This window comes from Bradyrhizobium paxllaeri (assembly GCF_001693515.2).
Lineage (GTDB): Bacteria > Pseudomonadota > Alphaproteobacteria > Rhizobiales > Xanthobacteraceae > Bradyrhizobium > Bradyrhizobium paxllaeri.
Genome location: NZ_CP042968.1, coordinates 3,664,699 through 3,691,629, shown reverse-complemented (window position 1 = coordinate 3,691,629; position 26,931 = coordinate 3,664,699). Strand labels below are relative to the sequence as shown.

Here is a 26,931-nt window from a genome sequence, read left to right as displayed (position 1 = left end):
ACTCGGAACACCCTGAGCCGCAAGGAAGAATTCTGACCTGAGCGTCAGAAAGCGAACGGAAGCTTCCGCCATCATCAGCCATATCTGGCTCGTCGCCGCGCGGGACCGTTCCGTGTCGGGACCCCGCCACGATGGGCGCTTAGTTCAGTTTCGAGTGAAAGGACGAAGACGCGTGAATCAAGCCAATACGAAGGAAACGAATATCGATCCGAAAGCTGGTGCCGACGAAAAGCTCTCTAACACGTCATTCTTTGGAATGCCCGGCATCTTCAATGGGCTCGCCGAGCAGAACGTAATCCGGGCAAAGGAGAACATCGAGAAGGCGAAGGTGGCATCGGGAGCGGTCAATGACGCGTTCCGGGAAGCCTACTCAGCCAATGCAAAGGGCGCGGCCGACTACGCCTCAAAACTCATCGAGTTTTCCAGCGCCAATACCAGCTCGGCCTTTGATTTTCTCAGCCACCTCCTGGGCATGAAATCGCCCTCGGAAATCCTGCAGCTCTCCGCCGCGCAGGGCTGCAAGAACTTCGAAGCCACGACCGCGCAGAGCCGGGAACTCTGGCAGCTTACGCGCAAGATCGCGACCGAGACGGCCGATCCGCTCAAGAAGAGCTTTGCGAGCGCGCTGCAGAAGGCGGCCTAATTCACAATCGAACCTTTGCGGTCCGCCAGGATCGGCTGGAATAAGCGCCCCGTGAGAAGGGCGCGTTCCAGCCGATGGCGCGGCCTTGCCGTCGACACAAAAAATCCAGCAACGGAGGAACAGGATGGGCGTGGTCATGATCAAATGCCCCGGGACCGGGCGCGCTATCCCGACCGGAATGAAATCGGAGCGCGACAGGTTTCGATCCAGCCCGGTGTTTTTCGCGCGCACCTTCTGCTCGATCTGCCAGACCAATCACGAATGGTTTGCCCGGGAAGCTTGGGTTCACGAGCCGGAAGAGGAATGGCGCATGTCCCCCCGCGCCGGATTCGCCCTGCAACCGGCATAAGGGGCTCTGCGGGCTTTCAATGCTGCCGCGGCCGTTGGCCGACCACTCCCCGCGCCGGCGAGCGCCGCCGCTCTTCGTGCACGTTGGCAAACACAGGAAGATCGGCCTCAAGCGGCAGCGGCTTCGTCTCCTCCGTCAGGACGATCTGATCGATCCTGCTGCGCATGAGCTGGTAGCACTCGCATGCCGCCGCCTCGAGCTGCGGTCTGTCGATCTCGATCGAGCCCCGCCGATTGGACCGGATTCCACCCGCGTCGCGCAACTTGCCGACGATATGAGTCACCGTGGGGCGGCGCACGCCGAGCAATTCCGCGAGCGTGTCTTGTGTCAGCGGCAGCGTATCGCCCCCGGCCCGATCGTGGACCTGCAGCAACCAGCTCGCCAGCCGCGCCGTTACCGAGTGTAGCGCATTGCAGGCTGCGACGTGCTGGAATTGCGCCATGAGCGCTCTGGTGTGGATTTGAACCACTCCCCTCAACGCGCTGCTGCGCTCAAGCGCCGCCTGAAATTGTACCGGCGAAATCTGCAGGGCGGTCCCCGCCACCCGCACTACCGCCGTCATCGCAGAGCGGGTCGGCCCGAGCGCCGTCAGGACCCCCACAGCGCCCTCGTTGCCGACGACGGCGGTCGCGACCGTTTGTCCGCTTGGCATATCCATGACGAAGGCGATCAGGCCGGTAAGCGGGAAATAAAGCCGTCCAATCGGATCGCCCGATCGCACCAGCACGGCGTCCCGTTCAAGCGAAACCATTCGGAAATGACGCACAAGCAAATCGAGGTCTGCTGTCGGCAACGCAGCTAACAGTCGATTACCAACTCTGGTCCTATGCTCCATCACGGGAACACTCCTTCCCAGACGGAGACGCGGCTCGCTGCAGAAATTCCCGTGGCGTCAGGGCTGCATGCGGATGAACAGACCGCGCCTGACTCAAGGAATACGCCCTTCCGGCGAAAGTTCCAACAGGATTCGCAAGGCCCGGCGCCCGCCAGCCCTCACGCAGCAACCGTGGAAGACGATGCCCGGGCGTGGCGCCGCAAGGCTGCGCTTAAGGCTGATTGCGCTGCCCGCGAAATCCCATCGCCAGCACGTAGCGTTCAGACGAATCCTGGCGGCTCGACGCCGGCTTGACGTGGCGCACGCTGGAAAAATCGCGCTTCAATTGGGCGACCAGTTCGGCATCGGCGCCGCTCTGAAACACCTTTGCCAGAAACGTACCGCCGGGATTGAGCACGTCGGCGGCAAAGGCCGCCGCCGTCTCGACGAGGCCGATGATGCGCAACTGATCCGTCTTGCGATGGCCGGTGGTGTTGGCCGCCATGTCGGACATCACGACATCGGCGCGCCCGCCCATCATCGCGATCAGTTTCTCCGGCGCATCCTCAGCCAGGAAATCGAGTTGGGCGAACTCGACGCCGGGGATCTCCGGCATCTCCAGGAGGTCGATCGCGATCACCTTGCCCTTGCCATTGACCGCGCCGACGCGCCTGACCGCGATCTGGCTCCAGCCGCCCGGGGCGGCGCCGAGGTCGACCACTGCGAGGCCCGGCTTCAGCAGGCGATATTTGTCGTCGATCTCGATCAGCTTGTAGGCCGCGCGCGAGCGATAGCCGTCCCGCTTGGCTTTCGCCACATAGGGATCGTTGAGCTGCCGCTCCAGCCAGAGTTTTGACGACAGCTTGCGCTTGCCGCCGGTCTTGACCGTGACGTGCAGCCGTCCGGTGGTGTCTTTCGCCATGCCAATTCCCATCGTCATTCCGGGATGGTCCGAAGGACCAGACCCCAGGTGTGCAATTGCACACCTGGAAATCTCGAGATTCTCTGATGTGCAATAGCACATCATAGTTCGCATCTTCGATGCGCCCCGGAATGACGTTTTAACTTATGTTCAGCGCGCCGTCCTCGCGCATCATTTCGACCAGCATGCCCTCCCGCAGGCCCCGGTCGGCGACGCGCAGCCGCGGCAGCGGAAAGGCATCGCGGATCGCGTCGAGGATGGCGCAGCCGGCCAGCACCAGATCGGCGCGCTCGACGCTGATGCAATTATTGTCGGCGCGCTCCTGATAGCTCATGCCGAGCAGCCGCTGGATCACGGCCGTGACGTCAGAACTGTTCATCCAGATGCCGTCGATGCGGCGGCGATCATAACGCGCGAGATTGAGATGGACACCGGCAAGCGTCGTCACGGTGCCCGAGGTGCCAAGCATGTGCATGTCGCGCAAATCCGTGCCGTGCTCGGCCGCGAACGGCGCCACATATTGCGTGACCTCGCGCACCATCTGCGCGTAGGTATCCTCCGTTACGTCGCGCCCGCCGAAATGCTCGGCCAACGTCACGACGCCGAGCGGGACCGACATCCACGCCTTGATCCGCGGCGGCGCATTCTGCTGGTCCGGATCGCGCTCGATCCGCACCAGTTCGGTCGAGCCGCCGCCGATGTCGAACAGGATCGCGCCCCGCCCCTTTGGATCGAGGAGCGGCGAGCAACCGATCACGGCCAGCGTTGCTTCGGTCTCGCGATCGATCACCTCGAGGCGGATGCCGGTCTCGCTCGCGACGCGGGCCCGAAAGCTCTCGGCATTGGCGGCGGCACGGCAGGCCTCGGTTGCGATCAGCCGCAGCCGCTTGGCCTTGCGGTAGCGTATCTTGTCGCTGCAGATGCTGAGCGCCGCGATGGCGCGCTCGATTGCCGCCTCGCTGATGGAACCGGTTGCGGAAATGCCCTCGCCGAGCCGGATGATCCGCGAAAACGAATCCACCACGCGAAAACTGTCGCCGACCGGGCTGGCGATCAAAAGCCGGCAATTGTTCGTGCCAAGATCAAGCGCAGCATAGACACCGTTTGCCGTTGCCGCCGCAGCCGACCCTGACGCGCTGGCGCCGGCCTGAAGGCCTTCGCGCAGCCGCGTATCCTCATCCATCAAAACTGTCTTTCCGCGGGCCGCTTCCGGCCGCCGAGAAAAATTACCGTTCACGGAAAGTTTAGCAGCGCCAAGGGGCTACGCAACAACCCATCACATAGGACTATGCCCAATCAGGCGTTGTCCGGAATGTTACGGTGCGTTATCTGAGCGGGAACCCACGAAATCCAAGAAAATCCCAAGCATTCCAGGTGTTTTTTCGATGCAAGATCACACGTCGGCCTCCTCCCTGGACAACGCTATCGCACTGCAAAAATACGGTGTGGGGCAGCCGGTGCGCCGCAAGGAAGACGACACGCTGGTGCGTGGGCGCGGCAAATACACCGACGATTTCACGCTGCCCGGCCAGGCCTATTGCTGGATGGTACGCTCCAGCCATGCCCACGGGATCATCAAGGGGATCGACACCGGCGCCGCCAAAGCGATGCCCGGCGTGCTCGGCGTCTGGACCGGCAAGGACCTCGAAGCCGCCGGCTATGGCCCGTTCACCTGCGGCCTGCCGCTGAGGAGCCGCGACGGCTCGCCGCTGTTGCAGACCAACCGTCCGGCGCTGGCAACCGACAAGGTGCGGTTCGTCGGCGATCCCATCGCCTTCGTGGTCGCCGAAACGCTGGCGCAGGCGCGCGATGCGGCGGAAGCGGTCGAACTCGACATCGAGCCGCTGCCGGCAGTGACCGATGCGGCGGAAGCGGCCAAGCCCGGCGCGCCCCAGCTCTACGATCACATCCCGAACAATGTTGCGCTCGACTATCACTATGGCGATGCCGCCAAGATCGATGCGGCGTTCGCTGCCGCCGCGCATGTGACCAAACTCGACATCGTCAACACCCGCGTGGCTGTCGTGTCGATGGAGCCGCGCGTGGCGCTGGCGGCCTATGACAAGGCGGCCGAGCGCTTCACGCTGCAGGTGCCGACACAGGGCGTCTCCGGCAACAAGGTGACGCTGGCGAAGATCCTCAACGTGCCGAACGACAAGGTGCGCATCCTCACCGCCAATGTCGGCGGCTCCTTCGGCATGAAGAATGTCAGCTATCCCGAATATACCTGCATCCTGCACGCGGCGAAGGCGCTGGGCCGTCCGGTGAAATGGACCGACGAACGCTCGACCAGTTTTCTGTCCGATAGTCACGGCCGCGCGCAACTCATTCACGCCGAACTGGCGCTCGACGCCGAGGGCAAATTCCTCGCGGTGCGCCTCGAAGGTTACGGCAATCTCGGCGCCTACATCACCGGCGTCGCGCCCGGGCCGCTGTCGCTCAACACCGGCAAGAACCTGGCGAGCGTCTACCGCACGCCGCTGCTCGGCGTCGACATCAAGACGGTGTTGACCAACACCACGCTGATGGGCGCCTATCGCGGCGCCGGCCGGCCCGAGGCCAACTACTACATGGAGCGGCTGATCGACCGCGCCGCCGACGAGATGGGCATCAACCGCCTCACCTTGCGTAAGCGCAACTTCATCAAGCCGGCGCAACTGCCGTTCGCGGCAGCAAGCGGCGTCACCTATGACAGCGGGGATTTCGCAGGCGTTTTCAACAAGGCGCTGGAGATTTCCGACCATGCCAATTTTGCCAGGCGCAAGAAAGAGAGCAAGAAGAGCGGCAAGCTCCGCGGCATCGCCGTCGGCTCCTATCTGGAAGTCACCGCGCCTCCCAGCGGCGAACTCGGCAAGATCACCTTTGAGCCTGACGGTTCGGTGAAGCTGACCACCGGCACGCTCGATTACGGCCAGGGCCACGCCACGCCGTTTGCGCAGGTGCTGTCGGCGCAGCTCGGCGTGCCCTTCGAAAAGATCACGCTGGAGCAAAATGACAGCGATCTCGTTCGCTTCGGCAACGGCACCGGCGGCTCGCGCTCGATCACGGCGACGGGACAGGCGATCGTCGAGGCCTCCGCGCTCGTCGTCGAAAAAGGCAAGCAGGCCGCCGCGCATCTGATGGAAGCGTCCGAAGGCGATATCGAATTCGGCAATGGCCGCTTCACCATCGCCGGCACCGACCGCTCGATCGGCATCATGGAGCTGGCGCAGCGCGTGCGCGAAGACAAGATGCCCGAAGGCGTGCCGCTGTCGCTCGACGTCGACCACGCCACCAAGGACACGCCGTCCACCTTCCCCAATGGCTGCCATGTCGCCGAAGTCGAAATCGATCCCGAGACCGGCATCGTGGCCATCGTGCGCTATTTCGCCGTCAACGATTTCGGCACCGTGGTTAATCCGATGATCGTCGCCGGCCAGTTGCATGGCGGCGTGGCGCAGGGCATCGGCCAGGCGCTGATGGAGCAAGTCAGCTACGACGCCAGCGGCCAGCCGATCACCGGCTCGTTCATGGACTATGCCTTGCCGCGTGCGGAAGACATTCCGCCGATGGAGATCGGCGATCACCCCTCGCCGGCCAAATCAAATCCGCTCGGCACCAAAGGCTGCGGCGAAGCCGGCTGCGCCGGCAGCCTCGTCTGCATCGTCAATGCGGTGGTGGATGCGCTGTCGGAGTACGGAATCACGCATATCGACATGCCGCTGACGCCCGAACGGGTGTGGCGGGCGATTCAGGATACGAAGGCGAAGGCGGCGTAGGCTGCTCCGCTCACTGCACGCAAGCTGTCGTCGCCCGGCTTGACCGGGCGATCCAGTTTTCCAGAGACGCCAGCGATAGAACCGGGAAGCCGCGGCGTACTGGATTCCCCGCCTTCGCGGGGAATGACAGGTCGCGAAACGCGCGTCACACCTTCTCGACCGCGCCGCCGCTCTCGGCCCAGCCTTTGAAGCCGCCAAGGTTACGCACGTCCTTGTAGCCGAGATCCTGCAGCGTCTTGCCTGCAAGCGCTGATCGCCCGCCGGAGGCGCAGTACACGATCACGGTCTTTTCCCGATCGAACGCATTGTCATAATACGGGCTCTCAGGATCGGCACGAAACTCAAGCATGCCGCGTGAGACATGCTTCGCTCCCTGAACCTTGCCGGTGCTTTGCAGCTCGGTGCCGTCGCGCACATCGACCACAAGAACCTTGCCGCCTTCAATCAGAGCTTTTGCATCCTGTGGGGAGATGGTTGGAACTGAACTGTTCGCGGCTGCGAGTAAATCCTTCACTGAATTGGGCATCGTGCACTCCCGTTCTCGCTTTCTCGTTAGACCCGGATCATAGCGTATTTTTCGGCTGCGTTACGTCGATGCGGCCTGACTTTTTCAGCGCGCGTTGCCGCGGACCATCTTCAATGCGCGCTCCAGAAGCTCCAGCCGGTCCTGGCCCCAGAATATCTCGCCCGATGGCAGCACGTAGCTCGGCGCGCCGAACACACCGGCCTTCAGCGCGTCCTGCGTGAATTGCTCGTACAGCGCATCGAGCTCCGAATCCGGCGCACCGCCGGCGCGCAAGGCCGCCGCGTCCAGACCGGCGCGCTGCGCGGCCGCCGACATGGCCGCGGCGTCAGCAAGCGATTCCTCGCGTTCCCAGATCGCGCGGCCGAACTCCAGCGACAGACGATGCGCGTCCCTGCCCTGCAGTTTGGCCGCGATCACAAGACGGACCGCCGCGAGGTCATCGCTCGGAAAATATTTGGGCTCGAGATTGATCGGAATGCCCCTCGCCTCGCGCCAGCGCTTGAGCTCCATCAGCCGGTAGGCGCGCCGTTGCGGCGAGCGTTTAGGCAACGGGAGGCCACCGGTCTGCTCGAAGATCGGGCCGAACTTGCAGGGCTTGACGTTGACGGTCGCGCCATATCGGCGCGCGATCTCGGCAAACGGCCCGCTGCCCATATAGGTCCAGGGCGAGTTGAGCGACAAATAATAATCGATGGTGACGGGCATGATTACGCCACCGCCTGTTCGCGCGGCTGGTAGATCGCGACGTGGTGGCAATGCGCCAGCGGCGTCTGGCCGTTGGCAACCACCAGCGCGTCGAGCTCGACGAAGCGGTGGCCCTTCTTGTCGTAATTGCCAATCACCTTGGCGCGGGCCGTGATGACGTCGCCGGCCTTCTTTACCGAAAGCAATTGCATACGGCTGCCGACGTGAATCCATGGGCCCAGGATGGCGTTGTCGACCAGCAGCCGGTTCATCACCCGCTGCAGCAGGCCGGGATGACCCAGACCCTCCTTCGCGTAGATCGGATTGGCTTCCCTGATATCCCGGAGATACTCGCTGGCCGCCTCGCCCGCCCAGTCGCGCGGCGCGGTGCCGAGCCATTTGCCGACTTCGTAGGAAGTGGCGTTGACCGGCTTGCGCTCCGCGACGGCCTCGACTTCCTGGTAGTCCGAAATGGAAACAGCCGGTGCGGAAGCCGGCAAGGACGCGGTGCCGGTGGCGCAGGACTCGCCGCGGCTCTGCACCTCGATCGAAAGCACGCCGTTGTCTTCTTCCGCCGTGAGTTCGGCCATCTCGCCGTCATAGACCGGCTTGACGAAGCGCGCCTCGATCAGGCCGCGTTCGAGGAAGGCGCGGCCCCATTTCTTGACCGGCTGGTGCATCATATAGGCCATCACGTCGACGCCGGGGACCAGCCCGCCCGAGAAGCCGAACCGCTGTGCCACGGTGTCGTCGTGCATCTTGTTTTCGGACTGTTTGGCGGTGTTGTAGGCCTCGACGCGATACGGCTCGATCGGCATGCCATTTCCTCTTGTTTTTGGTTGTTTTTCCGCCGGTTATGGTACGCAAAGAATGTACCGTGGCAAGCGTGTTCCCGCCCCTGTTTTCCTCGCATTCCGGCATCGAATAGGCTACCACCCGCGGGCATGACTACGTTGTCGAATCCGTATGCCTGACGTGAACCCAACCCGCATCTATGTCGATGCCGACGCCTGCCCGGTGAAGGACGAGATCTATCGCGTCGCTGCCAGGCACGGTCTGCCGGTCAGCGTGGTCGCGGGCAATTTCATCCGCGTGCCGCAGGACCCGCTGATCGAGCGGATCGCCGCCGGGTCCGGCATGGATGCCGCCGACGATTGGATCGCGGAGCGCGCCGGCAAAGGCGATATCGTCATCACAGCGGATATTCCGCTCGCCAGCCGCTGCGTCAAAGCCGGCGCCGACGTGATCGCACCGAACGGCAAACCGTTCACGGAAGCATCGATCGGCATGACGCTGGCGGTGCGCAACCTGATGACGGATCTACGCTCATCCGGCGAAGTCACCGGCGGCCCAAGATCGTTTGCCCCGCGTGACCGCTCGGCCTTCCTGTCCACGCTCGACCAGACCATCCGCCGCATCCAGCGCCAGCGCGCGCAGCAGCCTGCGCCGAACCAGGGTTGAACGATGGCGCCGCCGCTGATTCAATTGAAGGACATTCACCTGACCTTTGGCGGCACGCCATTGCTATCGGGTGTCGAGCTGTCGGTGTCATCGGGCGAACGCGTCTGCCTGATCGGCCGCAACGGCTCCGGCAAATCGACGCTGCTGAAGATCGCCGCCGGCCTGGTCGAGCCCGACGGCGGCAGCCGCTTCGTGCAGCCCGGCGCCACCATCCGCTATCTGCCGCAGGAGCGCGATTTCGGCGACCACAAGACGACGCTGGCCTATGTGGAGGCCGGCCTCGGCCCCGGCGACGATCATTACCAGGCCCGCTACCTCGTCGAACAGCTCGGGCTCTCCGGCGACGAAGACCCCGCGCATGTCTCCGGCGGCGAGGCGCGCCGCGCGGCGCTGGCGCGGGTGCTGGCGCCCTCGCCCGACATCCTGCTCTTGGACGAGCCGACCAACCATCTCGACCTGCCGACCATCGAATGGCTGGAAGGCGAACTGGCGAGCCGGAAATGCGCGCTCGTCATCATCAGCCACGACCGCCGCTTCCTCTCCAACCTGTCGCGCTCCACCGCCTGGCTCGATCGCGGCCAGATCCGGCAGATCGACCGCGGCTTCTCGGCGTTCGAGGCCTGGCGCGACGAGGTGCTGGCGGAGGAAGAGCGCGACCAGCACAAGCTCGACCGCAAGATCGTCAACGAGGAGCACTGGCTGCGCTATGGCGTCTCCGGCCGCCGCAAGCGCAACGTCAAGCGGCTCGGCAATCTGCACGCGCTGCGCGACCAGCGACGCAATTACCGAGGTGCTGCCGGCAATGCCAACCTCGCCGCCGCGGAAGCCGAGAAATCGGGGCGGCTCGTCATCGAGGCCAAGAACATCGCCAAGGCTTACGGTGAGCGCCAAATCGTCGAGGGATTCTCGACCCGCATCCAACGTGGCGACCGGATCGGCATCGTCGGCCCGAACGGCGCCGGCAAGACCACGCTGGTTCATCTCCTGATCGGCAACGATCCGCCGGACTCCGGCACGATCCGGCTTGGTGCCAATATCGAGATGGCAACGCTCGACCAGCACCGCGAGAGCCTCGATCCGAAATCGACGCTCGCCGAAGCCCTGACCGGCGGCCGTGGCGACCATGTCATGGTCGGCGACAAGCCGAAACACGTCATCGGCTACATGAAGGATTTCCTGTTCGCGCAGGAGCAACGCGGCACGCCGCTGGAAGCGCTCTCGGGCGGCGAACGCGGCCGCCTGATGCTGGCGCGCGCGCTGGCGAAGCCGTCGAACCTGCTGGTGCTGGACGAGCCGACCAACGACCTCGATCTCGAGACGCTGGATGTGCTGGAAGAGATGCTCGGCGATTACGAGGGTACGGTGATCCTGATCAGCCACGATCGCGATTTTCTCGACCGCGTGGTGACATCCGTGATCGTGCCCGAGGGCCAGGGTCGCTGGATCGAATATGCCGGCGGCTACACCGACATGCTGGCGCAGCGCGGCGAGGATTTGTCGCGCGAAGTGCCCAAGACGGCTACACCGGAAGAAAAGAAGGAAGCAAAAGCGGCTGCCCCTGTCGCCGCGCCCAAACGCCGGTTGAACTTCAACGAGAAGCACGCGCTGGAAACCCTGCCGAAGACAATGGCGAAACTGCAGGCCGAGATTGCGAAGCAGCAGAAGCTGCTTGACGATCCCGATCTCTACGCCAAGGATCGCAAGAAGTTCGACGCGGCCTCGGCAGCGATTTCGAAGGCGCAGGAAGAGCTATCGGCTGCCGAGGACCGGTGGCTGGAGCTGGAAGTTTTGCGGGAAGAGATCGAGCAGGCATAGAGCGTAGGGTGGGCAAAGCGAAGCGTGCCCACCATTCAGATCGTGATCGAGGATAGATGGTGGGCACGGCGCAAGTGCGCCTTTGCCCACCCTACCGGGTTCGTACAACTTCAAAACAGAGAGAAGAGCATGACAACGCCCCTCGCCGCCAAGATCGCCCGCGAATACGGCACGCCCTGCGCCGTGATCGACATGGACCGTGTCGAGCGCAACATCGCGCGCATCCAGGTCGCCTGCGACACGGCCGGCGTCGCCAACCGCCCGCACATCAAGACCCACAAGAGCCCGATGCTGGCGCAGATGCAGGTCGCCGCCGGTGCCAAGGGCATCACCTGCCAGAAGATCGGCGAGGCCGAGGTGATGGCGGAAGCCGGGATCGACGACATCCTGATCAGCTACAATCTGATCGGCGAGGAGAAGATGGCGCGCCTCGCCGCGCTGCAGGCCAAGGCGAACATGACGGTGGCCGCCGACAACTCGACCGTGATCGCCGGCCTGCCGCAGGCAGCAGCCGCTTCGGGACGGCCGCTCTCAGTGGTGGTCGAATGCGACACCGGGCGCAAGCGCGCTGGCGTCGAGACGCCGGCGGAGGCGATTGCGCTGGCGCGCGAGATCGCCGGCTCCAAGGGGCTTCAATTCGCAGGCTTCATGCTGTACCCGACCGAAGCCGGCTGGACCGAGGCGCAGAAGTTTTTCGATGAAGCGCTGGCCGGCGTGCGCGCGCACGGGCTGGACGCGACGATGGTTTCGACCGGCGGCTCGCCGAACCTGAAAAATCTCGGCAAGCTCAAGGGCGCGACCGAGCACAGGCCGGGCACCTATATCTATAACGACCGCATGCAGGTCGCGGCCGGCGTCGCCGAGTGGGACGATTGCGCGCTCAATATCTACTCCACCGTCGTCAGCCGCGCCGGCCCGGACCGCGGCATTCTCGACGCCGGCTCGAAGACGCTGACATCCGATCCCGGCGGCGGGCTCGACGGTTACGGGCTGATCCTGGAGCACCCGGAAGCCAAGATCGCGCGCTTTGCCGAAGAGCACGGCTTTCTCGACCTCGCCCGCAGCAACACGCGGCCTGTCGTCGGCGACGTCGTTCGGATCGTGCCCAACCATGTCTGCGTCGTCGTCAACATGATGGACGAGGTAGTGATGGTGCGCGGCGACGAGATCGTCGGCGTGCTGCCGGTAGCGGCACGGGGGAAGCTGCGGTAAGCGCGACCGCCCCACCACCGTCATTGCGAGCGAAGCGAAGCAATCCATTTCACCGCTTGCGGAGGAATGGATTGCTTCGTCGCTGTCGCTCCTCGCAATGACGGGGTTAGAGTTTGCACTCCAGCCACTTCAACGCGCCCCGTCCCGCGGCGGCTCCCGTCGCAAACGACGCCTGCAACAGATAGCCGCCAGTCGGTGCTTCCCAGTCCAGCATCTCCCCGGCGGCAAACACGCCAGGCAAACGGCGGATCATGAAATCGTCGTCGAGTTCGTCGAAGGCGATGCCGCCCGCCGTCGAGATCGCGCGCGCGATCGGCGCGATGCCGTTGAGCTCTACGGGCACCGCCTGAATCAAACGGGCGAGATCGGTGGGAGAAAGCCCGGCCAGCGACAGCCCGGATGCTTTGGCAGCCTCCTGCAACAGGCCGATAGCGACGGGCGGGAGATTGGCCGCCTTGCGGAGGAAATTCGAAAAGGACTGCTTGCCCTTCGCTGCCGACAATTTCGCGATCAGGTCGCCGGTCTCCACATCGGGCCGCAAGGCGATGTTCAGCGTGGCCCGTCCATCGCGCAGGATCGCCTCTCGCAATTCGGCAGACAGCGCATAGACCGCGCCGCCCTCGATGCCCGAGCGCGTCACGATGGCTTCGCCACGAACGCTGTGCAAACCAAAGTTCAACGCGATGCACTTGAGCGGCTGGCCTTCGAACCGGTCGCGAAATATATCCGACCAGCTTACGCTGAAGCCGCAATTGGCCGGCCTGAGCGGGGATACGCTCACGCCCTTTGCGGCGAGTATTTCCGCCCACGCGCCATCGGAGCCCAGCCGCGGCCAGCTTGCGCCGCCGAGCGCCAGGATGGTTGCGGACGACTCGATAACCCGCACTCCATCAGGCGCATCAAACCGCAAACGGCCCTGTTCGTCCCATCCGATCCAGCGGTGACGCAGTGCCAGTTTTACGCCCTGTGCGTCTAGCCGCCGCAGCCATGCCCGCAGCAAGGGGGATGCCTTGAAAGCTTTCGGAAACACCCGGCCGCTGGAGCCGACGAAGGTCTCCTGCCCCAGCGCTTCGCTCCAGTCGCGCAAGACCTGCGGCGGCAACGCTTCGATGGCGGATTTCAGGTGTGGCATCGCCTCGCGATAGCGCGCGAGGAATTGCGGCAGCGGTTCGCTATGCGTGAGGTTCAGCCCGCCTCGCCCCGCCATCAGGAATTTGCGGCCGGCCGACGGCATCGCGTCGTAGACGGTGACCGCGGGGCCGCCCTGCGCAAGCACTTCGGCGGCCATCAGGCCGGCCGGGCCGGCGCCGATGATGGCGACGTGTTGTGAAGTAGAAGACATGGGGCGAATGTCCGGTTGCCCAGCAGAACGCCGTCATTCCGGGATGGTCCGAAGGACCAGACCCGGAATCTCGAGGTTCCGGTTCGATGCTTCGCATCGCCCCGGAACGACGGAAATTTTACAGCTTGATCCCCGCCCTTGCCGCGGCCTGCGCCACATACTTCTGCGTCTGCTCGAATGCGCCCTGCAACGCCTTCGCCTTCGACACGTCGTCGATCTCGGCAAAGTGCGCAGCGATCGCATCGGGCGTCCAGTCGGACTGGGCCAGGTTGATGCCTTCGGTCTCGATGATCTTGATCACCGCAAACGAGCCGGCACCCGCACCCATGATGGTCCGGGTCGGTGCGTCCTCGCTCAGCAGATATTCAACCGCAGGCGTGATCGCCTCAGGCTTCATAAGCTCCAGCGCCTGTGGCGGCAGCAGCTCTTCCGTCATGCGCGTTGCCGCCGTCGGGGAAATCGTGTTGACGCGGATGTTGTTCTTGCGGCCTTCCTCGGCCAGCACGTTCATCAGGCCGACCATGCCGGCTTTGGCCGCGCCGTAGTTGGCCTGGCCGAAATTGCCGAACAGGCCTGACGACGAGGTGGTCAGCACGATGCGGCCGTAGTTGCGCTCGCGCATGCCATCCCACACCGCCTTGCAGCAATAGAAGGTGCCGACGAGATGCACGTCCAGCACCTTGGCAAAGTCCTGCACCTCCATCTTGCCGAACGACTTGTCGCGCAAAATGCCTGCATTGGCGCAGAGCAGGTCGACGCTGCCCCACTCCTTGGTGGCGCGATCCACCATCGCCTTCACCTGCGTGAAGTTCGAAACGTCGGCGCCATCGGCCATCGCGATGCCGCCGGCTTTGCGGATTTCCTCGACCACGGCTTCGGCCGGCGACAGCGACCCGCCGGTGCCGTCGCGCGCGCCGCCGAAATCGTTGACCACCACCTTGGCGCCGCGGCTCGCCAGCCCCAGCGCATGCGCCCGTCCCAGACCATTGCCCGCGCCGGTGACGATGGCGACGCGTCCGTCAAACCTGATTGCCATGAGTTACTATTCCTGGATTCTCGTCATGCCCGGGCTTGACCCGGGCATCCATCAAAATTGAAGAGCTTTTTGAGCAGCGATGGATTGCCGGGTCAAGCCCGGCAATGACGGCGAAACCTAGTTGAAATAGATCAGTCCGATCCAGTCGGCGACCAGCGCCGGCTTGTCCTCGCCCTCGATCTCCACCGTAACATTGGTGCGCGACTGCAGTTCCTTCGGCTTGCGCAGCTTGGCTTCCATGAGCGTGAACCGGCCGCGGACCCGTGAACCCGCGCGGACCGGCGAGAGAAAGCGGAGCTTGTCGAAACCGTAATTGACGCCCATCGCCGTGCCTTCGATGACCGGCATTACCTCGTAGGACATGATGCTCATCAAGGACATCGTGAGAAAGCCGTGCGCGATGGTGTTGCCGAACGCGGTTTCCTTCTTTGCCCGTTCAGGATCGACATGGATGAACTGATGGTCCTCGATCACGTCGGCATAGACGTTGATCCTGTTCTGGTCGATCAGGTGCCACGACGACACGCCGATCTCCTTGCCGACCATGGCCTGATAGGTCTCAAACGAGACCGGCGGCTTCTTCCAGACTTCATTCATAATTCAGCTCTCCAGCCCGGCGGTCCGCACCTTCTGCAGTTCCGGGAAATCATCCTCGCGGAATTCTTGCCCGCGCAACGCGTCACTGCGGTTATTATCATGTTCGAGCCGGCGCAACTGCACGCGGCGGATCTTGCCGGAAATCGTCTTCGGCAATTCCGTCACCAGTTCGATCTTGCGGATGCGCTTGAACGGCGCCAGCCGCGTGTGCAGGTGTTTGAAGATCGACAACGCCGTCTCCGGCGTGCGCTCCGCGCCCGAGACCAGCAGCACATAGGCCTTGGGAATCGCCAACCTGATCGGATCGGGACTCGGCACGACGGCGGCTTCAGCGACCTGATCGTGCTCCAGCAGCACGCTCTCCAGCTCGAACGGGCTGATGCGATAGTCGGACGATTTGAAGACATCGTCGGAGCGGCCGACGAACGTCAGATATCCTTCGTCGTCGGCAAACACCACGTCGCCCGAGCGGTAGAGATCGCCGTCGGCCCCGCTCAATTTGCCGTCCTCGCCCTGATAGCCTTGCATCAGGCCCGCCGGGCGCTCGGCGCCGAGCACCAGCGTCACCTCGCCCTCTTTGGTGATGTTGCCGTCGCTGTCGGTGATCCGCACGCGATAGCCCGGCAGCGGGCGCCCCATCGAGCCGACCTTGACCTTCTGGCCCGGCGAATTGCCGGCCAGCGCCGTGGTTTCGGTCTGGCCATAGCCGTCGCGGATGACGAGGCCCCACGCCGCCTTCACCTGATCGATCACTTCCGGGTTGAGCGGCTCGCCGGCGCCGCAGACCTCGCGCAGGCTCACCTTGAAGTCGGCGAGCTTCTCCTGGATGAACAGCCGCCACACCGTCGGCGGCGCGCACAGCGTGGTGACGCCGCAGCGGCCGACGATCGCCAGCAAGGCTTTTGCGTCGAAGCGCGGCTGGTTGACCACGAATACGGTCGCCCCCGCATTCCACGGCGCGAAGAAGCAGCTCCAGGCATGCTTGGCCCAGCCGGGCGAAGAGATATTCAGATGGACGTCGCCCGGCTGCAGGCCGAGCCAGAACATCGTCGACAGCGCGCCGACGGGATAGCTGCGCTGGCTGTGCCGCACTAGTTTTGGTTTTGCCGTAGTGCCCGAGGTGAAATAGAGCAGCATCGGCTCGTCGGCGTTGGTCGGCCCATCAGGCGTAAACGCTTCCGACGCACCCGCCGCCCCTTCGAACGGCAGCCAGCCGTCGTGCTGCGAGGTCGCGCCGACCACGATGCGGACGAGATCGTCGCTGCCGAGATTTGCAAACTTGGCGACCTGATCCTGCGAGGCGACCACCACCCTCGCCTTGCCGCGATCGAGCCGGTCGCGCAGCTCATCGGGCGTGAGCAGCGTCGTCGCCGGGATCACGACCACGCCAAGCTTCATCGCCGCCAGCATGGTTTCCCACAGCGGCACGACATTGCCGAGCAGCAGCAACAGATGATCGCCGCGCCTCAAGCCCTGCGCGCGGAGGAAGTTCGCGACCTGATTGGAGTGGCGCGACAGCGTGGCGAAGGAGAGTTTCGTCTCCTTGTCGCCGGGATCGACGATCCAGAGCGCGGTGCGGTCCCGGCTATCGGCTTGGCCGGCGAGTTCCGCATCGAACCAGTCCAGCGCCCAGTTGAAGGGAACCGGGTCGGGCCAGCGGAACCCTTTCACGGCCGCATCATAATCCGTGCGGTTTTTGAGCAGAAAGGCGCGCGCTTCCTGAAAACTCGTCACTCAGGTCTCCGTTATTTCCCAGCAAGGTTCCTAACGTGCTGGATAATACCGGAAAAATCTACCCCGCCATGGCCGGCGGCATCGAACGCCTTGTAGATCTCCTGTGCGTGCTTGCCGAGCGGCGTGACAGCCCCGGCGGCATTGGCCGCGTCCTGCGCCAGCGTCAGGTCCTTCACCATCAGGTTGGAGGCAAAACCCGGCTTGTAGCCGTTGTTCGCAGGCGAAGCCGGCACCGGGCCCGGCACCGGGCAATAGGACGTCAGCGCCCAGCACTGGCCCGAAGAGGTCGAGGCGACGTCGAACAGCGCCTGGTGCGACAAGCCCAGCTTTTCGGCCAGCGCAAAGGCTTCGCCGACGCCGATCATGGAAATGCCCAGGATCATGTTGTTGCAAATCTTGGCCGCCTGCCCCGCGCCGGCGCCGCCGCAATGCACGATCTTCTTGCCCATGTTTTCCAGCGCCGGCTTCGCCACCGCAAAGGCCTTGTCCTCGCCGCCGCACATGAAGGTGAGCGTCGCGCCCTTGGCGCCGCCGGTGCCGCCCGAAACCGGGGCGTCGACCGACAGCGCGCCATGCTTTGCGGCGAGTGCATGCGCCTGCTTGGCGCTTTCGACGTCGATCGTGGAGCAGTCGATGATCAGCGTGCCCTTGGCCATCACGGGAACGACTTCGTTCCAAACCGAGAGCACATGCTTGCCCGCCGGCAGCATGGTGACGACGACGTCAGCGCCCTTCACGGAAGCCACCGAACTCTCGGCAATGGATGCGCCGTCGGCCTTGGCTTGATCGCGCGAGGCCGCGACGAGATCGAACGCCGTGACCTTGTGGCCGGCCTTGACCAGATTGGCCGCCATCGGCCCGCCCATGTTGCCGAGGCCAATGAATGCGATGTTTGCCATGATGCTCCTCCGCTGGGGCGTTTCTGTCTGACTTATGGAAATTTCAGTTCGTCGGCGCCGATCTCGGCGAAGTAAGGCGCGACCATTTCCGGCGTCACGTCTTCAATGCGCGGCGGCGACCATTTTGGATTGCGGTCCTTGTCGATCACGGCGGCGCGCACGCCCTCGCGGAAATCGTCGCTGGCGAACACTTCCAGCGCAGCGCGATACTCCCGCACCAGGCATTCCTCCAGCGAGTTCGACTTGCGCGCCAGTCGCAATAGTTTCAGCGTCACCACCATGCCGCGCGGCGACTTTTCGCCGAGCGTCTTCAACGTCGCCTGCGCAAAATCCGAACCGTCGCGCTGCAGCGCTGCGACGATATCCTCCATACGATCGTGGGCGAACAGCGCATCGATCTTCGCCTGCCGCGCGGCGACCGGCCCGGCGGTCTCTCCGGTCGAGAAACCGTCGATCAGCTTCTTCACATCAGCCGACGTCGTGCCGGGCCGCACCTTCGTCAGCGCCTCGCGCAAGGCCGGTAGTTTTGATGACGGCACCACCGCATCGGCAAACCTTGCATTGATAGCATCGGGACCGTTCATGGTCTGCCCGGTCAGGCCAAAATAGGTGCCAATCTCGCCGGGCGAATGCGACAGCAGCCAGGTGCCGCCGACATCAGGAAAAAAGCCAAGGCCGACCTCGGGCATCGCCAGCTTCGTCTTCTCGGTCACGACGCGGTGGCTGGAATGCGCTGATAGCCCGACGCCGCCGCCCATCACGATGCCGTCCATGAAGGCGACATACGGCTTTGGGAATTTCTTGATGCGGGCGTTGAGGATGTATTCGTCGCGCCACAGGATCTTGCCGAGGTCGCCCTTGACCTTGGAGCTTTCCCAGAGCGCGCGAATGTCGCCGCCGGCACACAGCCCGCGCTCGCCCGCGCCTTCCAGCACGATCACTGCGACATCGGGATCGGCCTCGAAGGCGTCGAGCGCCTTGTCGACATCGTGGAACATCTCCAGCGTCACGGCATTGATCGCCTTCGGCCGGTTCAGGCGGATGATGCCGGCAGAACCTTCCTTGCGCGCGATCAGGTCGCCCTCTGCCACAGCCGCATCCGTCATCGCGCGCCCTCGATCATCTTGCGCGACACGATCAGCCGCATGATTTCGTTTGTCCCTTCGAGGATCTGGTGCACCCGCAAATCGCGCACGATCTTCTCGATGCCGTATTCGCTGAGATAGCCGTAGCCGCCATGCAGCTGCAGCGCCTGGTTAGCGACCTCGAAGCCGACATCGGTGCCGAAGCGTTTGGCCATCGCGCACAGCATGGTGGCATCAGGGTCCTTGCGGTCGAGCGCCGCCGCCGCGCGCCACAGGAAGGTCCGCGCCGCCTCCAGCTCGGTTGCCATGTCGGCCAAGCGAAACTGCAGGGCCTGAAACTCATCGAGGCGCTTGCCGAAGGCCTTTCGCTCCTTCATGTAGGCCAGCGATTTGTCGAGCGCGCTCTGCGCACCACCGAGCGAGCACGCCGCGATATTGAGGCGGCCGCCATCGAGCCCGGCCATCGCGATCTTGAAGCCGATGCCCTCCTCGCCCAGCCGGTTCTCGACCGGCACGCGGGCATTCTCGAAAATCACCGCGCGGGTCGGCTGCGCGTTCCAGCCCATCTTGCGCTCGTTGGCGCCGAATGACACGCCCGGCGTGTTGCCGTCGATGACGAGCGTTGAGACCCCGCCCGGACCATCGCCGCCGGTCCGCACCATCGCCACCAGGAGATCGGTGCCGCCGGCCCCCGAGATGAACTGCTTCTGCCCGTTCAGGACGTAATGATCGCCCTCCCGCACCGCGCGGGTCCGCAGCGCCGCGGCGTCCGAGCCCGCGCCCGGCTCGGTGAGGCAGTAGCTTGCAATCAGCTCCATCGTGCAAAGTTTTGGCAGCCACTTTTGCCGCTGGGCGTCGTTGCCATAGGCATCGATCATCCACGACGCCATGTTGTGGATCGAAATAAACGCCGACACGGTCGGGCACCCCGTCGCCAGCGCCTCGAAGATCAACGCCGCGTCGAAGCGGGTCATCGCCGAACCGCCGACGTCCTCCCTGATGTAGATGCCGCCCATGCCGAGGCCTGCGGCCTCGCGCATCACGTCGACCGGAAAATGCTTCTCCTCGTCCCAGCGCAGCGCATGCGGCGCGATTTTCTCGACCGCAAACGCCCGCGCCATGTCGCGAACCGCGATCTGATCCTCGTTGAGAGCGAACTGCATCTTGCCGTTTACCCCTGAAGGTTACCCATCGTCATTGCGAGCGCAGCGAAGCAATCCATATCTCCGCATCGGGGAAGAATGGATTGCTTCGTCGCCGCGCTCCCTTGCGCAAACGCTTCGCGTTTGTCGCAGGCAATGACGGCGCCTGGCACACGGCTACTTCATCAACGGGATCGAGAACTCCGCGCCCTCCTTGACGCCGGACGGCCAGCGCGAGGTCACCGTCTTGGTCTTGGTGTAGAAGCGGACCGAGTCCGGACCGTGCTGGTTGAGATCGCCGAAGCCAGACTTCTTCCAGCCGCCGAAGGTATAGTAGGCGATCGGCACCGGGATCGGCACGTTGATGCCGACCATGCCGACATTCACCTTGGCCGCGAAATCGCGGGCGGCGTCGCCGTCGCGCGTGAAGATCGCGACACCATTGCCGTAGTCATGCTCGGACGGTAGCGCCAGCGCCTCCTTGTAGTCATGGGCGCGAACCACCGAGAGCACGGGCCCGAAGATTTCTTCCTTGTAGATCCGCATGTCCTTGGTGACGTTGTCGAACAGCGAACCGCCGAGATAGAAGCCCTTCTCATAGCCCTGCATCTTGAAGCCGCGGCCGTCGACGGCTAGCGTCGCGCCTTCCTTGATGCCGATATCGATGTAGCTCTTCACCTTCTCGACCGCCTCGCGGGTCACCAGCGGACCGTAATCGGCGGACGGATCGACCGAGGTGCCGATCTTGAGCGACTCCACGCGCGGGATCAGCTTTTCCATCAGCCGGTCGGCGGTGGTCTTGCCGACGGGAACGGCGACCGACACCGCCATGCAGCGCTCGCCGGCCGAGCCGTAGCCTGCGCCGATCAGCGCGTCGACCGTCTGGTCCATGTCGGCGTCCGGCATCACGATGGCGTGATTCTTGGCGCCGCCAAAGCACTGGCAGCGCTTGCCGGTCTGGGCGGCCCGCTCATAGATGTATTGCGCGATCGGCGTCGAGCCGACGAAGCCGATCGCCCTGATATCGGGATCGTCGAGGATGGCATCGACGGCTTCCTTGTCGCCGTTGACGACGTTGAGGATGCCGGGCGGCAGCCCCGCTTCCATCATCAGTTCGGCCAGCCGCATCGGCACGCCGGGGTCGCGCTCGCTGGGTTTCAGGATAAACGCATTGCCGCAGGCGATCGCCGGCGCGAACTTCCACATCGGGATCATCGCCGGGAAATTGAACGGCGTGATGCCGGCGACGACGCCAAGCGGCTGCCGCAGCGAGTAGATGTCGATGCCGGGCCCCGCTCCCTCCGTATATTCGCCCTTCATGAGATGCGGAATGCCGCAGGCGAATTCCACGACCTCGAGGCCGCGCTGGATGTCGCCCTTGGCGTCCGGAACGGTCTTGCCGTGCTCGCGCGCCAGAAGTTCAGCGAGCTTGTCGTAGTCGCGCTGCACCAGTTCAAGGAACTTCATCATGATGCGCGCGCGGCGCTGCGGGTTGGTGTTGGCCCATTCGGGTTGGGCCAGCGCGGCGTTCTCGACGGCAGCGCGGACTTCCGCCTTGGACGCCAGCGCGACCTTGGCCTGGACCTCGCCGGTCATCGGCTCAAAAACGTCAGCCGTCCGTCCCGAGGTCCCCTTGACCTCCTTGCCACCGATAAAATGTCCGATTGAGCGCATGAATGATCTCCCTGGCGTCCCTGCAGGATCGCTTTCGAGCCCCTTTTTGACCTGCATTTCTTAGGATACAAGTCCGATAAATTGCACCATAGATGTGCGGAAATGCTGGATCAAGGTGACCGTTCGATCGACTGGGATGACTTCCGTTTCGTCCTCGCCATCGTGCGCGGCGGATCGGTTTCCGCTGCCGCCAAGCAGCTATCGGTCGACCATGCCACGGTGATCCGCCGCGTCGACCGGCTGGAGCGGCATCTCTCCGCCAAACTGTTCGATCGCCGCAAGACCGGCTACCTCCTGACCGAAGCCGGCCAGCGCGTCGCCGACAGTGCGGAGGCGATGGAATCCACCATCGTCGCCAACCAGGAGGCGGTCGGCGGCTCGCGCGCCCAGCTCACCGGCACGGTCCGGATCGGCGCCCCCGACGGGTTCGGCAGCCATTTCCTGGCCGCGCGGCTTCTGAAATTCACCGAGCGGTATCCCGATCTCGATCTGCAGCTCGTCGCCACCGCCCGGCTGTTCAGCCTGTCAAAGCGCGAGGCGGATATCGCGATCAGCCTGACGATGCCCAAGGAAGGGCGGATCGTCGGGCGCAAGCTGCTCGACTACAGCCTCGGCCTCTACGCCGCCCCCGCCTATCTCGACCGCGCGCCGAAGATCGTCTCGCGCGGCGACCTGCCTGGGCACCGCTTCGTCGGCTATATCGAGGAACTGCTGTTCACGCCGGAACTGGATTACCTGCCGCAGGTCTCGCCGAAGATCTCGGCCAAATTCCGCAGCGCCAATCTGATCGCGCAGCTAAACGCGACTATTGCGGGGTTCGGGATCGCGGTGCTGCCGCACTTCATGGCGACGGCGCATCCCGAGTTGCGGCCGGTATTGCGTGATGAGGTCAGGATCTCGCGTACATTCTGGATGCTGATGCACGCCGACAGCAAGGATCTGGCGCGCATTCGCGCGGTGGCCGATTACATCTGCGAGACGGTGGAAGGTGAGCGCGCGTTGTTCGGGGGACGCTGAATTGTAGGGTGGGCAAAGCGCAGCGTGCCCACCATTTCACGACGAGCCAGTGGAAAGATGGTGGGCACGCTGCGCTTTGCCCACCCTACAGCGACCGCTTAATTCGCCTTCGGCCGCGCCTTCTTCGCAACCGGCTTTGCTACCGCGCGGCCCAGCGCCGCCTCGCGACCGGCGTGAAGAATCTCGTCGGAGAGTTCGCCGCTGCCGGCGACGCGCGACATCACCAGCGTCCCCATCATCGTCGCCAGCGTGCCCATCGCCTGCTTGCGCGCGGTCTTGCGCGGCACGTCCAGAATCTGGTCGGCCATCACGTCGATCAATTGTTCCAGCTTGGCGGAAAAGGCTTTGCGGGTCTTTGCGCTTTCGCGGGCGATCTCCGCGCCAAGCGTGGGAACCGCGCAACCGCGGCCGGGGTCGTCGCGATGCACCGTCGACACGTAGGAATCAACGATGGTCGACAGCCGTTTCTCAGCCGGCGTTTCAGCGGCGATCTTGCGCCAGTGCTCGACCGAGCGGTCCATCGCGTAAGCAAACGCCTCGATCACCAGCGCCTCGCGGGAATCGAAATGCGCGTAGAAACCGCCATGGGTCAAGCCGGCCTCCTTCATCAGGTCGGCGACGCCGATGCCGTGCGCGCCCTTCTCGCGAAGCCGCACCGAGGCCTTTTTCACGATCCGGGCGTGGGTCTCCTGCTTGTGCTCTTTCGAATAGCGCATTGACGCGTCCCATTAAATGTCTGCAGTCATATAATAGCAGTTGTGCGCGGGAAATGCTGCATCTATTTCGCGTTTCCACCCGTTATCATCGAGAACGTTGCGGTTGCGTGCACTGCAAGATTGCCAGCGCCATCGCGGACGAAACCTTCGGCATAGCTGGTCTGGCGGCCGAGTTTTACCACCCTGCCTTCCGCCGCGATCGTGCCCGATCGCACCGACAGCGGCCGCAGAAAGGTCAGCTTGAGGTCAAGCGTCACAGAAGTCTGCCCGGCCGGCTGCATAGTGGCAATGGCACAACCCATGGCAGTATCCAGTAACGCCGCAGCAGTCGCGCCATGGAGCAGCCCGATGGTATTTTCGAGGCTCTCGTGCGGATCGAGTTCCATCACGATGCGGCCGGCTTCTGCGACGGCCATCCGAAAGCCGATCAGCCGGGCCATCGGCGGCGGTGGCAGGATGCCGTCACGGATCGCGCACATCGTCTCCAGCCCGGACATGCCGGAGGCCGCCTTCGCCACCGGTCCGGGCGCCTGCCAGTCCACCACCCGCTGCCTTCGCGCGGTTGGCGAGAAGAGATCGACGGTATCGGTCATGGTCATGGCGGCCCCTTTAAATGATGATTGTCATTTTATACGGAAGGACTCCCCCGCGCAACCGCCCGGCCCGCCTGCCCTTGACAAGCCGGCGCAATGTCCCGGAAGTGGCGTCACCATCCAAAAACAAGGCCCGGAAAAACAAAATGGAAATGCTCAATCCCCATTGCGGCATCGACCGCGACGCCAGAGGTGTCGTTCGCCTCTCGATCTGCAACGCGGGCAGCCTCAATATCCTGTCATCCGCCGTTACCAACGGCGTCCGCGAGGGGTTCGAGAAGCTCGCTAGCGACAAGGACATTCGCGCGATAATCCTGGCCGGCCAGAGCGAGAAGAGCATGATCGGCGGCGCCGACATCAAGGAGATGGCGAAGCTCGACCAGAAATCGGCGGAAGCCTTCATCACGCGGTTGCGCGACCTCTGCGAGGCCGTGCGCCAGTTCCCGGCGCCTGTCATCGCGCGGCTGCCAGGCTGGTGCCTCGGCGGCGGGCTGGAAGTCGCCGCCGCCTGCGATTTCCGGATTGCGGCCCACGACGCCAAATTCGGCATGCCCGAAGTGCGCGTCGGCATCCCTTCGGTGATCCACGCGGCGCTGTTGCCGCGGCTGATCGGCTGGGGCCGCGCCCGCTGGCTGGTGATGACGGCGGAAAATATCGACGCGCCCACCGCGCTCGCCTGGGGCCTGGTCGACGTGGTCGCCAAGGAAGGCGGGCTCGATGCCGCGGTCGAGCATACGGTGAAGGCGCTGCTCGAATGCGGACCCGAGGCGCTGCGCATCCAGAAGTCGCTGCTGCGGCAATGGGAGGAACTGCCGCTGACCGAATCCGTCAATCTGAGCGTCGGCGTGTTCGGGCAGTCCTTTTTGACTGGCGAACCGCAGCGGCTGATGGGAGATTTTCTCGCCCGCAAGAAATAGACGGAGGGAGGCATGAGACCTGCCGGCAAGGGACCGCTGGAGTCGCTCTATTTCGACTATCCGCGCTTTGCGGCGCGGCGCGTTCCCGAGCTTGAAGGCGCGACGGCGCGGCATCCCGTCCTGATCGTGGGCGCCGGCCCGATCGGCATGACGGCAGCGCTGGTGCTGGCGCGTTATGGCATCAGGAGCGTGCTGATCGATCGTAAGGATACGTTCAATGATGGCAGCCGTGCGATCTGCATCGCGCGTCCCAGCATGCACATTCTGGAACGGATCGGTGCGGTCGCGCCGTTTGTCGAAAAGGCGCTCGGCTGGCGGTTCGGCCGTAGCTATTACCGCGGCGAACAGATTTTCCGGCTGGAGATGCCGCAGCCTCCGGGCGAAAAATACCTGCCGATGTACAATCTGCAGCAGCAGTATATCGAGAAATTCCTGCACGACGCGGTGGCGGCCAACAATCTCATCGACATGCGCTGGCAGAGCGAACTGTCCGGTCTCGAACGCCACGTGGACGGTGTGTCTGCCCGCATTTCATCGCCGGCGGGGGATTACTTTCTCGACGCGCTCTATCTTTTGGCCGCCGACGGTGCGCGTTCGCCGATCCGGTCGATGCTGGGGCTTCGCCTGAAAGGTGACAATTACGAAGGCCGGTACGTCATCGCCGACATCCGCATGGACCATGATTTTCCGACCGAGCGTCGGGCGTTCTTTGAACCGAGCGGCAACCCCGGCGGCACCGTGCTGATCCACAAGCAGCCGGACGATATCTGGCGGGTGGACTACCAGCTTCGCGAAGGCGAAAGCGAGGCCGAGGCCCTGAAGGAGGAGAATATCCGCGCACGCGTCAGTGCGATCCTTGCCGATATCGGCCACACAAAACCGTGGGAGCTGGAGTGGTGGAGCGTTTATTCCGCCAACACCCTGTGCCTCGATGATTATCGGCACGAGCGCGTGTTCTTCATTGGCGATGCCGCGCATATCGTACCGATTTTCGGCGTGCGCGGATTGAACAATGGCCTGGCGGATGCCGAAAACATCGGCTGGAAGCTTGCGCTTGTCCTCCATGGCGAGGCCGACGACCGGCTGCTCGACAGCTATTCGCCGGAGCGGCGCGGCGCCACGCTCGATGTGTTCGCCAACGCCACCAAGAGTACGCGCTTCATGACCCCGCCGACGCGCGGCTGGCGGCTCGCGCGCGAGGCTGCCTTGTCGCTCAGTCTTCGCCACGAATTTCCGCGCGGCCTCGCCAATCCGCGCCAGATGCAGCCCTACACATATTCGGACAGTGTGCTGACGCCCTATGCTATCAGCGATGCCGCCTTTGCCGGCGGGCCGGTCTGCGGCAGCGTCGCGCCAAACGCTGAGTTCATCGACGGAAGCCACCTGCTCGATTACGCCGGCCACGGCCTGACGGCGATCCTGTTCTGCGAAGCGCACCCCACCGCCGAACAGGCCGCATCGCTCGAACATCTCGGCCGGATCGACAAGCGGTTCGCTGCCATTGTCGTGGGCTCACAGACCTCCATATCCGGCGCAAAGGCAATCGCGGACCATGACGGCGAAATCGCCCGCCTGTTCGCCGCCGCGCCCGGCACGCTCTATCTGCTGCGGCCGGACCTGCACATCGCCGGGCGATGGAAGGCGGCTGTCCCCTCCGAGATTCTGAAAACCGCGGAAGTTTGCCTGGGAGGCGTGACGCCATGAGCGCGATGCCGTTTGAAGACTTCGAGACCGCCTACGAGACGCTGGCGACGGCGATCGATACGGCCGGGCCCGACCGCGAAGCGCTGTTCCTGACCCGCCTTGCGCTGGTGCTCGGCCACGAACTCGGCGACATCGCAGCTTTCAGGAAGGCCATCAAGACGGCACTCGAGGGGTTGGACTAGGACGTGTACTTATAAAGCTGACTGAAAAGTAGCCCACCGGCCGCGATCGCCAGTTGGGGGTAAAGCGGACCTCGAAGGCCGGGACTGGCATGTCTGCCAATGACTCCAA

The 26,931-nt window shown here is 64.0% G+C and carries 26 protein-coding genes; 10 read left to right on the top strand and 16 right to left on the bottom strand.

Going from position 1 to position 26,931, the window contains the following annotated elements; all coding sequences use genetic code 11:
• Positions 1–172 precede the first annotated feature (172 nt).
• Both LMTR21_RS17385 and LMTR21_RS17380 read left to right on the top strand, forming a co-directional pair.
• Positions 173–643, top strand: a complete 471-nt coding sequence (locus tag LMTR21_RS17385; protein WP_084030858.1) for a phasin family protein — start codon at positions 173–175, stop codon at positions 641–643.
• Between the two features lie 124 nt (positions 644–767).
• A complete protein-coding gene (locus LMTR21_RS17380) occupies positions 768–992 on the top strand; it encodes a hypothetical protein (protein WP_065755256.1) in 225 nt (74 codons plus the stop codon).
• Between the two features lie 16 nt (positions 993–1,008).
• Here the strand turns inward: LMTR21_RS17380 and LMTR21_RS17375 are convergent, their stop codons facing one another.
• The 3 genes from LMTR21_RS17375 to LMTR21_RS17365 all read right to left on the bottom strand — a co-directional run bounded on the left by LMTR21_RS17375 (position 1,009) and on the right by LMTR21_RS17365 (position 3,911).
• Complete coding sequence (locus LMTR21_RS17375; RefSeq protein WP_065755257.1) at positions 1,009–1,743, bottom strand: Crp/Fnr family transcriptional regulator; 735 nt, start codon at positions 1,741–1,743, stop codon at positions 1,009–1,011.
• Between the two features lie 295 nt (positions 1,744–2,038).
• The gene (locus LMTR21_RS17370) at positions 2,039–2,728 is read right to left on the bottom strand and encodes an RlmE family RNA methyltransferase (protein WP_065755258.1); all 690 of its coding nucleotides are present in this window, start codon (positions 2,726–2,728) and stop codon (positions 2,039–2,041) included.
• A 139-nt stretch (positions 2,729–2,867) separates the two neighbouring features.
• The gene (locus LMTR21_RS17365) at positions 2,868–3,911 is read right to left on the bottom strand and encodes a Ppx/GppA phosphatase family protein (protein ID WP_065755259.1); all 1,044 of its coding nucleotides are present in this window, start codon (positions 3,909–3,911) and stop codon (positions 2,868–2,870) included.
• Between the two features lie 202 nt (positions 3,912–4,113).
• Between LMTR21_RS17365 and LMTR21_RS17360 the strand changes: the two genes are divergently transcribed.
• A complete protein-coding gene (locus LMTR21_RS17360; protein ID WP_065755260.1) occupies positions 4,114–6,486 on the top strand; it encodes a xanthine dehydrogenase family protein molybdopterin-binding subunit in 2,373 nt (790 codons plus the stop codon).
• A 145-nt stretch (positions 6,487–6,631) separates the two neighbouring features.
• On the opposite strand, the gene LMTR21_RS17355 is transcribed toward LMTR21_RS17360, so the two are convergent.
• The 3 genes from LMTR21_RS17355 to LMTR21_RS17345 all read right to left on the bottom strand — a co-directional run bounded on the left by LMTR21_RS17355 (position 6,632) and on the right by LMTR21_RS17345 (position 8,514).
• Positions 6,632–7,012, bottom strand: a complete 381-nt coding sequence (locus tag LMTR21_RS17355; RefSeq protein ID WP_065755261.1) for a rhodanese-like domain-containing protein — start codon at positions 7,010–7,012, stop codon at positions 6,632–6,634.
• 84 nt (positions 7,013–7,096) lie between these two features.
• A complete protein-coding gene (locus LMTR21_RS17350; protein WP_065755262.1) occupies positions 7,097–7,717 on the bottom strand; it encodes a 2-hydroxychromene-2-carboxylate isomerase in 621 nt (206 codons plus the stop codon).
• Positions 7,718–7,719: 2 nt separating this feature from the next.
• Positions 7,720–8,514: a hypothetical protein gene (locus LMTR21_RS17345; RefSeq protein WP_065755263.1), complete on the bottom strand. Its 795-nt coding sequence runs from the start codon at positions 8,512–8,514 to the stop codon at positions 7,720–7,722.
• A gap of 148 nt (positions 8,515–8,662) precedes the next feature.
• Here LMTR21_RS17345 and LMTR21_RS17340 point away from each other — a divergent pair, with 148 nt between their 5' ends.
• The 3 genes from LMTR21_RS17340 (at position 8,663) to LMTR21_RS17330 (ending at position 12,184) form a co-directional block, all read left to right on the top strand.
• Positions 8,663–9,157 carry a YaiI/YqxD family protein gene (locus LMTR21_RS17340; RefSeq protein WP_065755264.1) on the top strand — a complete coding sequence of 165 codons (495 nt, stop codon included), beginning with the start codon at positions 8,663–8,665 and terminating at the stop codon, positions 9,155–9,157.
• A gap of 3 nt (positions 9,158–9,160) precedes the next feature.
• Entirely contained in the window at positions 9,161–10,972 is a 1,812-nt protein-coding gene (locus LMTR21_RS17335) for an ABC-F family ATP-binding cassette domain-containing protein (RefSeq protein ID WP_065755265.1), read from the top strand.
• Between the two features lie 129 nt (positions 10,973–11,101).
• Positions 11,102–12,184 (top strand): D-TA family PLP-dependent enzyme, encoded by a 1,083-nt coding sequence (locus LMTR21_RS17330; protein WP_065755266.1) that lies wholly within the window; start codon positions 11,102–11,104, stop codon positions 12,182–12,184.
• A 106-nt stretch (positions 12,185–12,290) separates the two neighbouring features.
• On the opposite strand, the gene LMTR21_RS17325 is transcribed toward LMTR21_RS17330, so the two are convergent.
• The 8 genes from LMTR21_RS17325 to LMTR21_RS17285 form a co-directional block, all read right to left on the bottom strand.
• On the bottom strand, positions 12,291–13,526 hold the full coding sequence (locus tag LMTR21_RS17325) for a TIGR03862 family flavoprotein (RefSeq protein ID WP_065755267.1): 1,236 nt from the start codon (positions 13,524–13,526) through the stop codon (positions 12,291–12,293).
• Between the two features lie 118 nt (positions 13,527–13,644).
• Positions 13,645–14,562, bottom strand: a complete 918-nt coding sequence (locus tag LMTR21_RS17320) for an SDR family NAD(P)-dependent oxidoreductase (RefSeq protein ID WP_065755268.1) — start codon at positions 14,560–14,562, stop codon at positions 13,645–13,647.
• A 117-nt stretch (positions 14,563–14,679) separates the two neighbouring features.
• Entirely contained in the window at positions 14,680–15,159 is a 480-nt protein-coding gene (locus LMTR21_RS17310; protein ID WP_065755269.1) for a MaoC family dehydratase, read from the bottom strand.
• A 3-nt stretch (positions 15,160–15,162) separates the two neighbouring features.
• Complete coding sequence (locus tag LMTR21_RS17305; protein WP_065755270.1) at positions 15,163–16,893, bottom strand: AMP-binding protein; 1,731 nt, start codon at positions 16,891–16,893, stop codon at positions 15,163–15,165.
• Positions 16,894–16,904: 11 nt separating this feature from the next.
• Entirely contained in the window at positions 16,905–17,792 is an 888-nt protein-coding gene (mmsB, locus tag LMTR21_RS17300) for a 3-hydroxyisobutyrate dehydrogenase (protein ID WP_065755271.1), read from the bottom strand.
• Positions 17,793–17,824: 32 nt separating this feature from the next.
• Positions 17,825–18,898: an enoyl-CoA hydratase/isomerase family protein gene (locus tag LMTR21_RS17295; RefSeq protein ID WP_065755272.1), complete on the bottom strand. Its 1,074-nt coding sequence runs from the start codon at positions 18,896–18,898 to the stop codon at positions 17,825–17,827.
• A complete protein-coding gene (locus tag LMTR21_RS17290; protein WP_065755273.1) occupies positions 18,895–20,040 on the bottom strand; it encodes an isobutyryl-CoA dehydrogenase in 1,146 nt (381 codons plus the stop codon). Before LMTR21_RS17290 ends, LMTR21_RS17295 begins: the two co-directional genes overlap by 4 nt.
• A gap of 156 nt (positions 20,041–20,196) precedes the next feature.
• Complete coding sequence (locus tag LMTR21_RS17285; protein WP_065755274.1) at positions 20,197–21,693, bottom strand: CoA-acylating methylmalonate-semialdehyde dehydrogenase; 1,497 nt, start codon at positions 21,691–21,693, stop codon at positions 20,197–20,199.
• Positions 21,694–21,795: 102 nt separating this feature from the next.
• Between LMTR21_RS17285 and LMTR21_RS17280 the strand changes: the two genes are divergently transcribed.
• Positions 21,796–22,710: a LysR family transcriptional regulator gene (locus LMTR21_RS17280; protein WP_065755275.1), complete on the top strand. Its 915-nt coding sequence runs from the start codon at positions 21,796–21,798 to the stop codon at positions 22,708–22,710.
• A 98-nt stretch (positions 22,711–22,808) separates the two neighbouring features.
• On the opposite strand, the gene LMTR21_RS17275 is transcribed toward LMTR21_RS17280, so the two are convergent.
• Together LMTR21_RS17275 and LMTR21_RS17270 are read right to left on the bottom strand one after the other, a co-directional pair.
• Complete coding sequence (locus LMTR21_RS17275; protein ID WP_065755276.1) at positions 22,809–23,426, bottom strand: TetR/AcrR family transcriptional regulator; 618 nt, start codon at positions 23,424–23,426, stop codon at positions 22,809–22,811.
• 62 nt (positions 23,427–23,488) lie between these two features.
• A complete protein-coding gene (locus tag LMTR21_RS17270; RefSeq protein WP_065755277.1) occupies positions 23,489–24,025 on the bottom strand; it encodes a PaaI family thioesterase in 537 nt (178 codons plus the stop codon).
• 140 nt (positions 24,026–24,165) lie between these two features.
• On the opposite strand from LMTR21_RS17270, the gene LMTR21_RS17265 reads away from it, so the two are divergent.
• Genes LMTR21_RS17265 through LMTR21_RS17255 form a run of 3 tightly spaced genes read left to right on the top strand, consistent with a single transcriptional unit; the run spans position 24,166 to position 26,822 of the window.
• Positions 24,166–24,936 (top strand): enoyl-CoA hydratase, encoded by a 771-nt coding sequence (locus LMTR21_RS17265; protein WP_065755278.1) that lies wholly within the window; start codon positions 24,166–24,168, stop codon positions 24,934–24,936.
• 12 nt (positions 24,937–24,948) lie between these two features.
• Positions 24,949–26,640 carry an FAD-dependent monooxygenase gene (locus LMTR21_RS17260; RefSeq protein ID WP_065755279.1) on the top strand — a complete coding sequence of 564 codons (1,692 nt, stop codon included), beginning with the start codon at positions 24,949–24,951 and terminating at the stop codon, positions 26,638–26,640.
• Positions 26,637–26,822 carry a hypothetical protein gene (locus LMTR21_RS17255; protein ID WP_065755280.1) on the top strand — a complete coding sequence of 62 codons (186 nt, stop codon included), beginning with the start codon at positions 26,637–26,639 and terminating at the stop codon, positions 26,820–26,822. The genes LMTR21_RS17260 and LMTR21_RS17255 overlap by 4 nt, the downstream gene beginning before the upstream one ends.
• The last annotated feature ends 109 nt before the right edge of the window (positions 26,823–26,931 follow it).

Excerpts from the sequence above, each read along its gene's own strand:
- LMTR21_RS17380 (WP_065755256.1), top strand. The coding sequence starts at position 768 with ATGGGCGTGGTCATGATCAAATGCCCCGGGACCGGGCGCGCTATCCCG.
- LMTR21_RS17375 (WP_065755257.1), bottom strand. The coding sequence starts at position 1,743 with ATGGTTTCGCTTGAACGGGACGCCGTGCTGGTGCGATCGGGCGATCCG.
- LMTR21_RS17370 (WP_065755258.1), bottom strand. The coding sequence starts at position 2,728 with ATGGCGAAAGACACCACCGGACGGCTGCACGTCACGGTCAAGACCGGC.
- LMTR21_RS17365 (WP_065755259.1), bottom strand. The coding sequence starts at position 3,911 with ATGGATGAGGATACGCGGCTGCGCGAAGGCCTTCAGGCCGGCGCCAGC.
- LMTR21_RS17360 (WP_065755260.1), top strand. The coding sequence starts at position 4,114 with ATGCAAGATCACACGTCGGCCTCCTCCCTGGACAACGCTATCGCACTG.
- LMTR21_RS17355 (WP_065755261.1), bottom strand. The coding sequence starts at position 7,012 with ATGCCCAATTCAGTGAAGGATTTACTCGCAGCCGCGAACAGTTCAGTT.
- LMTR21_RS17350 (WP_065755262.1), bottom strand. The coding sequence starts at position 7,717 with ATGCCCGTCACCATCGATTATTATTTGTCGCTCAACTCGCCCTGGACC.
- LMTR21_RS17345 (WP_065755263.1), bottom strand. The coding sequence starts at position 8,514 with ATGCCGATCGAGCCGTATCGCGTCGAGGCCTACAACACCGCCAAACAG.
- LMTR21_RS17340 (WP_065755264.1), top strand. The coding sequence starts at position 8,663 with ATGCCTGACGTGAACCCAACCCGCATCTATGTCGATGCCGACGCCTGC.
- LMTR21_RS17335 (WP_065755265.1), top strand. The coding sequence starts at position 9,161 with ATGGCGCCGCCGCTGATTCAATTGAAGGACATTCACCTGACCTTTGGC.
- LMTR21_RS17330 (WP_065755266.1), top strand. The coding sequence starts at position 11,102 with ATGACAACGCCCCTCGCCGCCAAGATCGCCCGCGAATACGGCACGCCC.
- LMTR21_RS17325 (WP_065755267.1), bottom strand. The coding sequence starts at position 13,526 with ATGTCTTCTACTTCACAACACGTCGCCATCATCGGCGCCGGCCCGGCC.
- LMTR21_RS17320 (WP_065755268.1), bottom strand. The coding sequence starts at position 14,562 with ATGGCAATCAGGTTTGACGGACGCGTCGCCATCGTCACCGGCGCGGGC.
- LMTR21_RS17310 (WP_065755269.1), bottom strand. The coding sequence starts at position 15,159 with ATGAATGAAGTCTGGAAGAAGCCGCCGGTCTCGTTTGAGACCTATCAG.
- mmsB (WP_065755271.1), bottom strand. The coding sequence starts at position 17,792 with ATGGCAAACATCGCATTCATTGGCCTCGGCAACATGGGCGGGCCGATG.
- LMTR21_RS17295 (WP_065755272.1), bottom strand. The coding sequence starts at position 18,898 with ATGACGGATGCGGCTGTGGCAGAGGGCGACCTGATCGCGCGCAAGGAA.
- LMTR21_RS17290 (WP_065755273.1), bottom strand. The coding sequence starts at position 20,040 with ATGCAGTTCGCTCTCAACGAGGATCAGATCGCGGTTCGCGACATGGCG.
- LMTR21_RS17285 (WP_065755274.1), bottom strand. The coding sequence starts at position 21,693 with ATGCGCTCAATCGGACATTTTATCGGTGGCAAGGAGGTCAAGGGGACC.
- LMTR21_RS17280 (WP_065755275.1), top strand. The coding sequence starts at position 21,796 with ATGCTGGATCAAGGTGACCGTTCGATCGACTGGGATGACTTCCGTTTC.
- LMTR21_RS17275 (WP_065755276.1), bottom strand. The coding sequence starts at position 23,426 with ATGCGCTATTCGAAAGAGCACAAGCAGGAGACCCACGCCCGGATCGTG.
- LMTR21_RS17270 (WP_065755277.1), bottom strand. The coding sequence starts at position 24,025 with ATGACCATGACCGATACCGTCGATCTCTTCTCGCCAACCGCGCGAAGG.
- LMTR21_RS17265 (WP_065755278.1), top strand. The coding sequence starts at position 24,166 with ATGGAAATGCTCAATCCCCATTGCGGCATCGACCGCGACGCCAGAGGT.
- LMTR21_RS17260 (WP_065755279.1), top strand. The coding sequence starts at position 24,949 with ATGAGACCTGCCGGCAAGGGACCGCTGGAGTCGCTCTATTTCGACTAT.
- LMTR21_RS17255 (WP_065755280.1), top strand. The coding sequence starts at position 26,637 with ATGAGCGCGATGCCGTTTGAAGACTTCGAGACCGCCTACGAGACGCTG.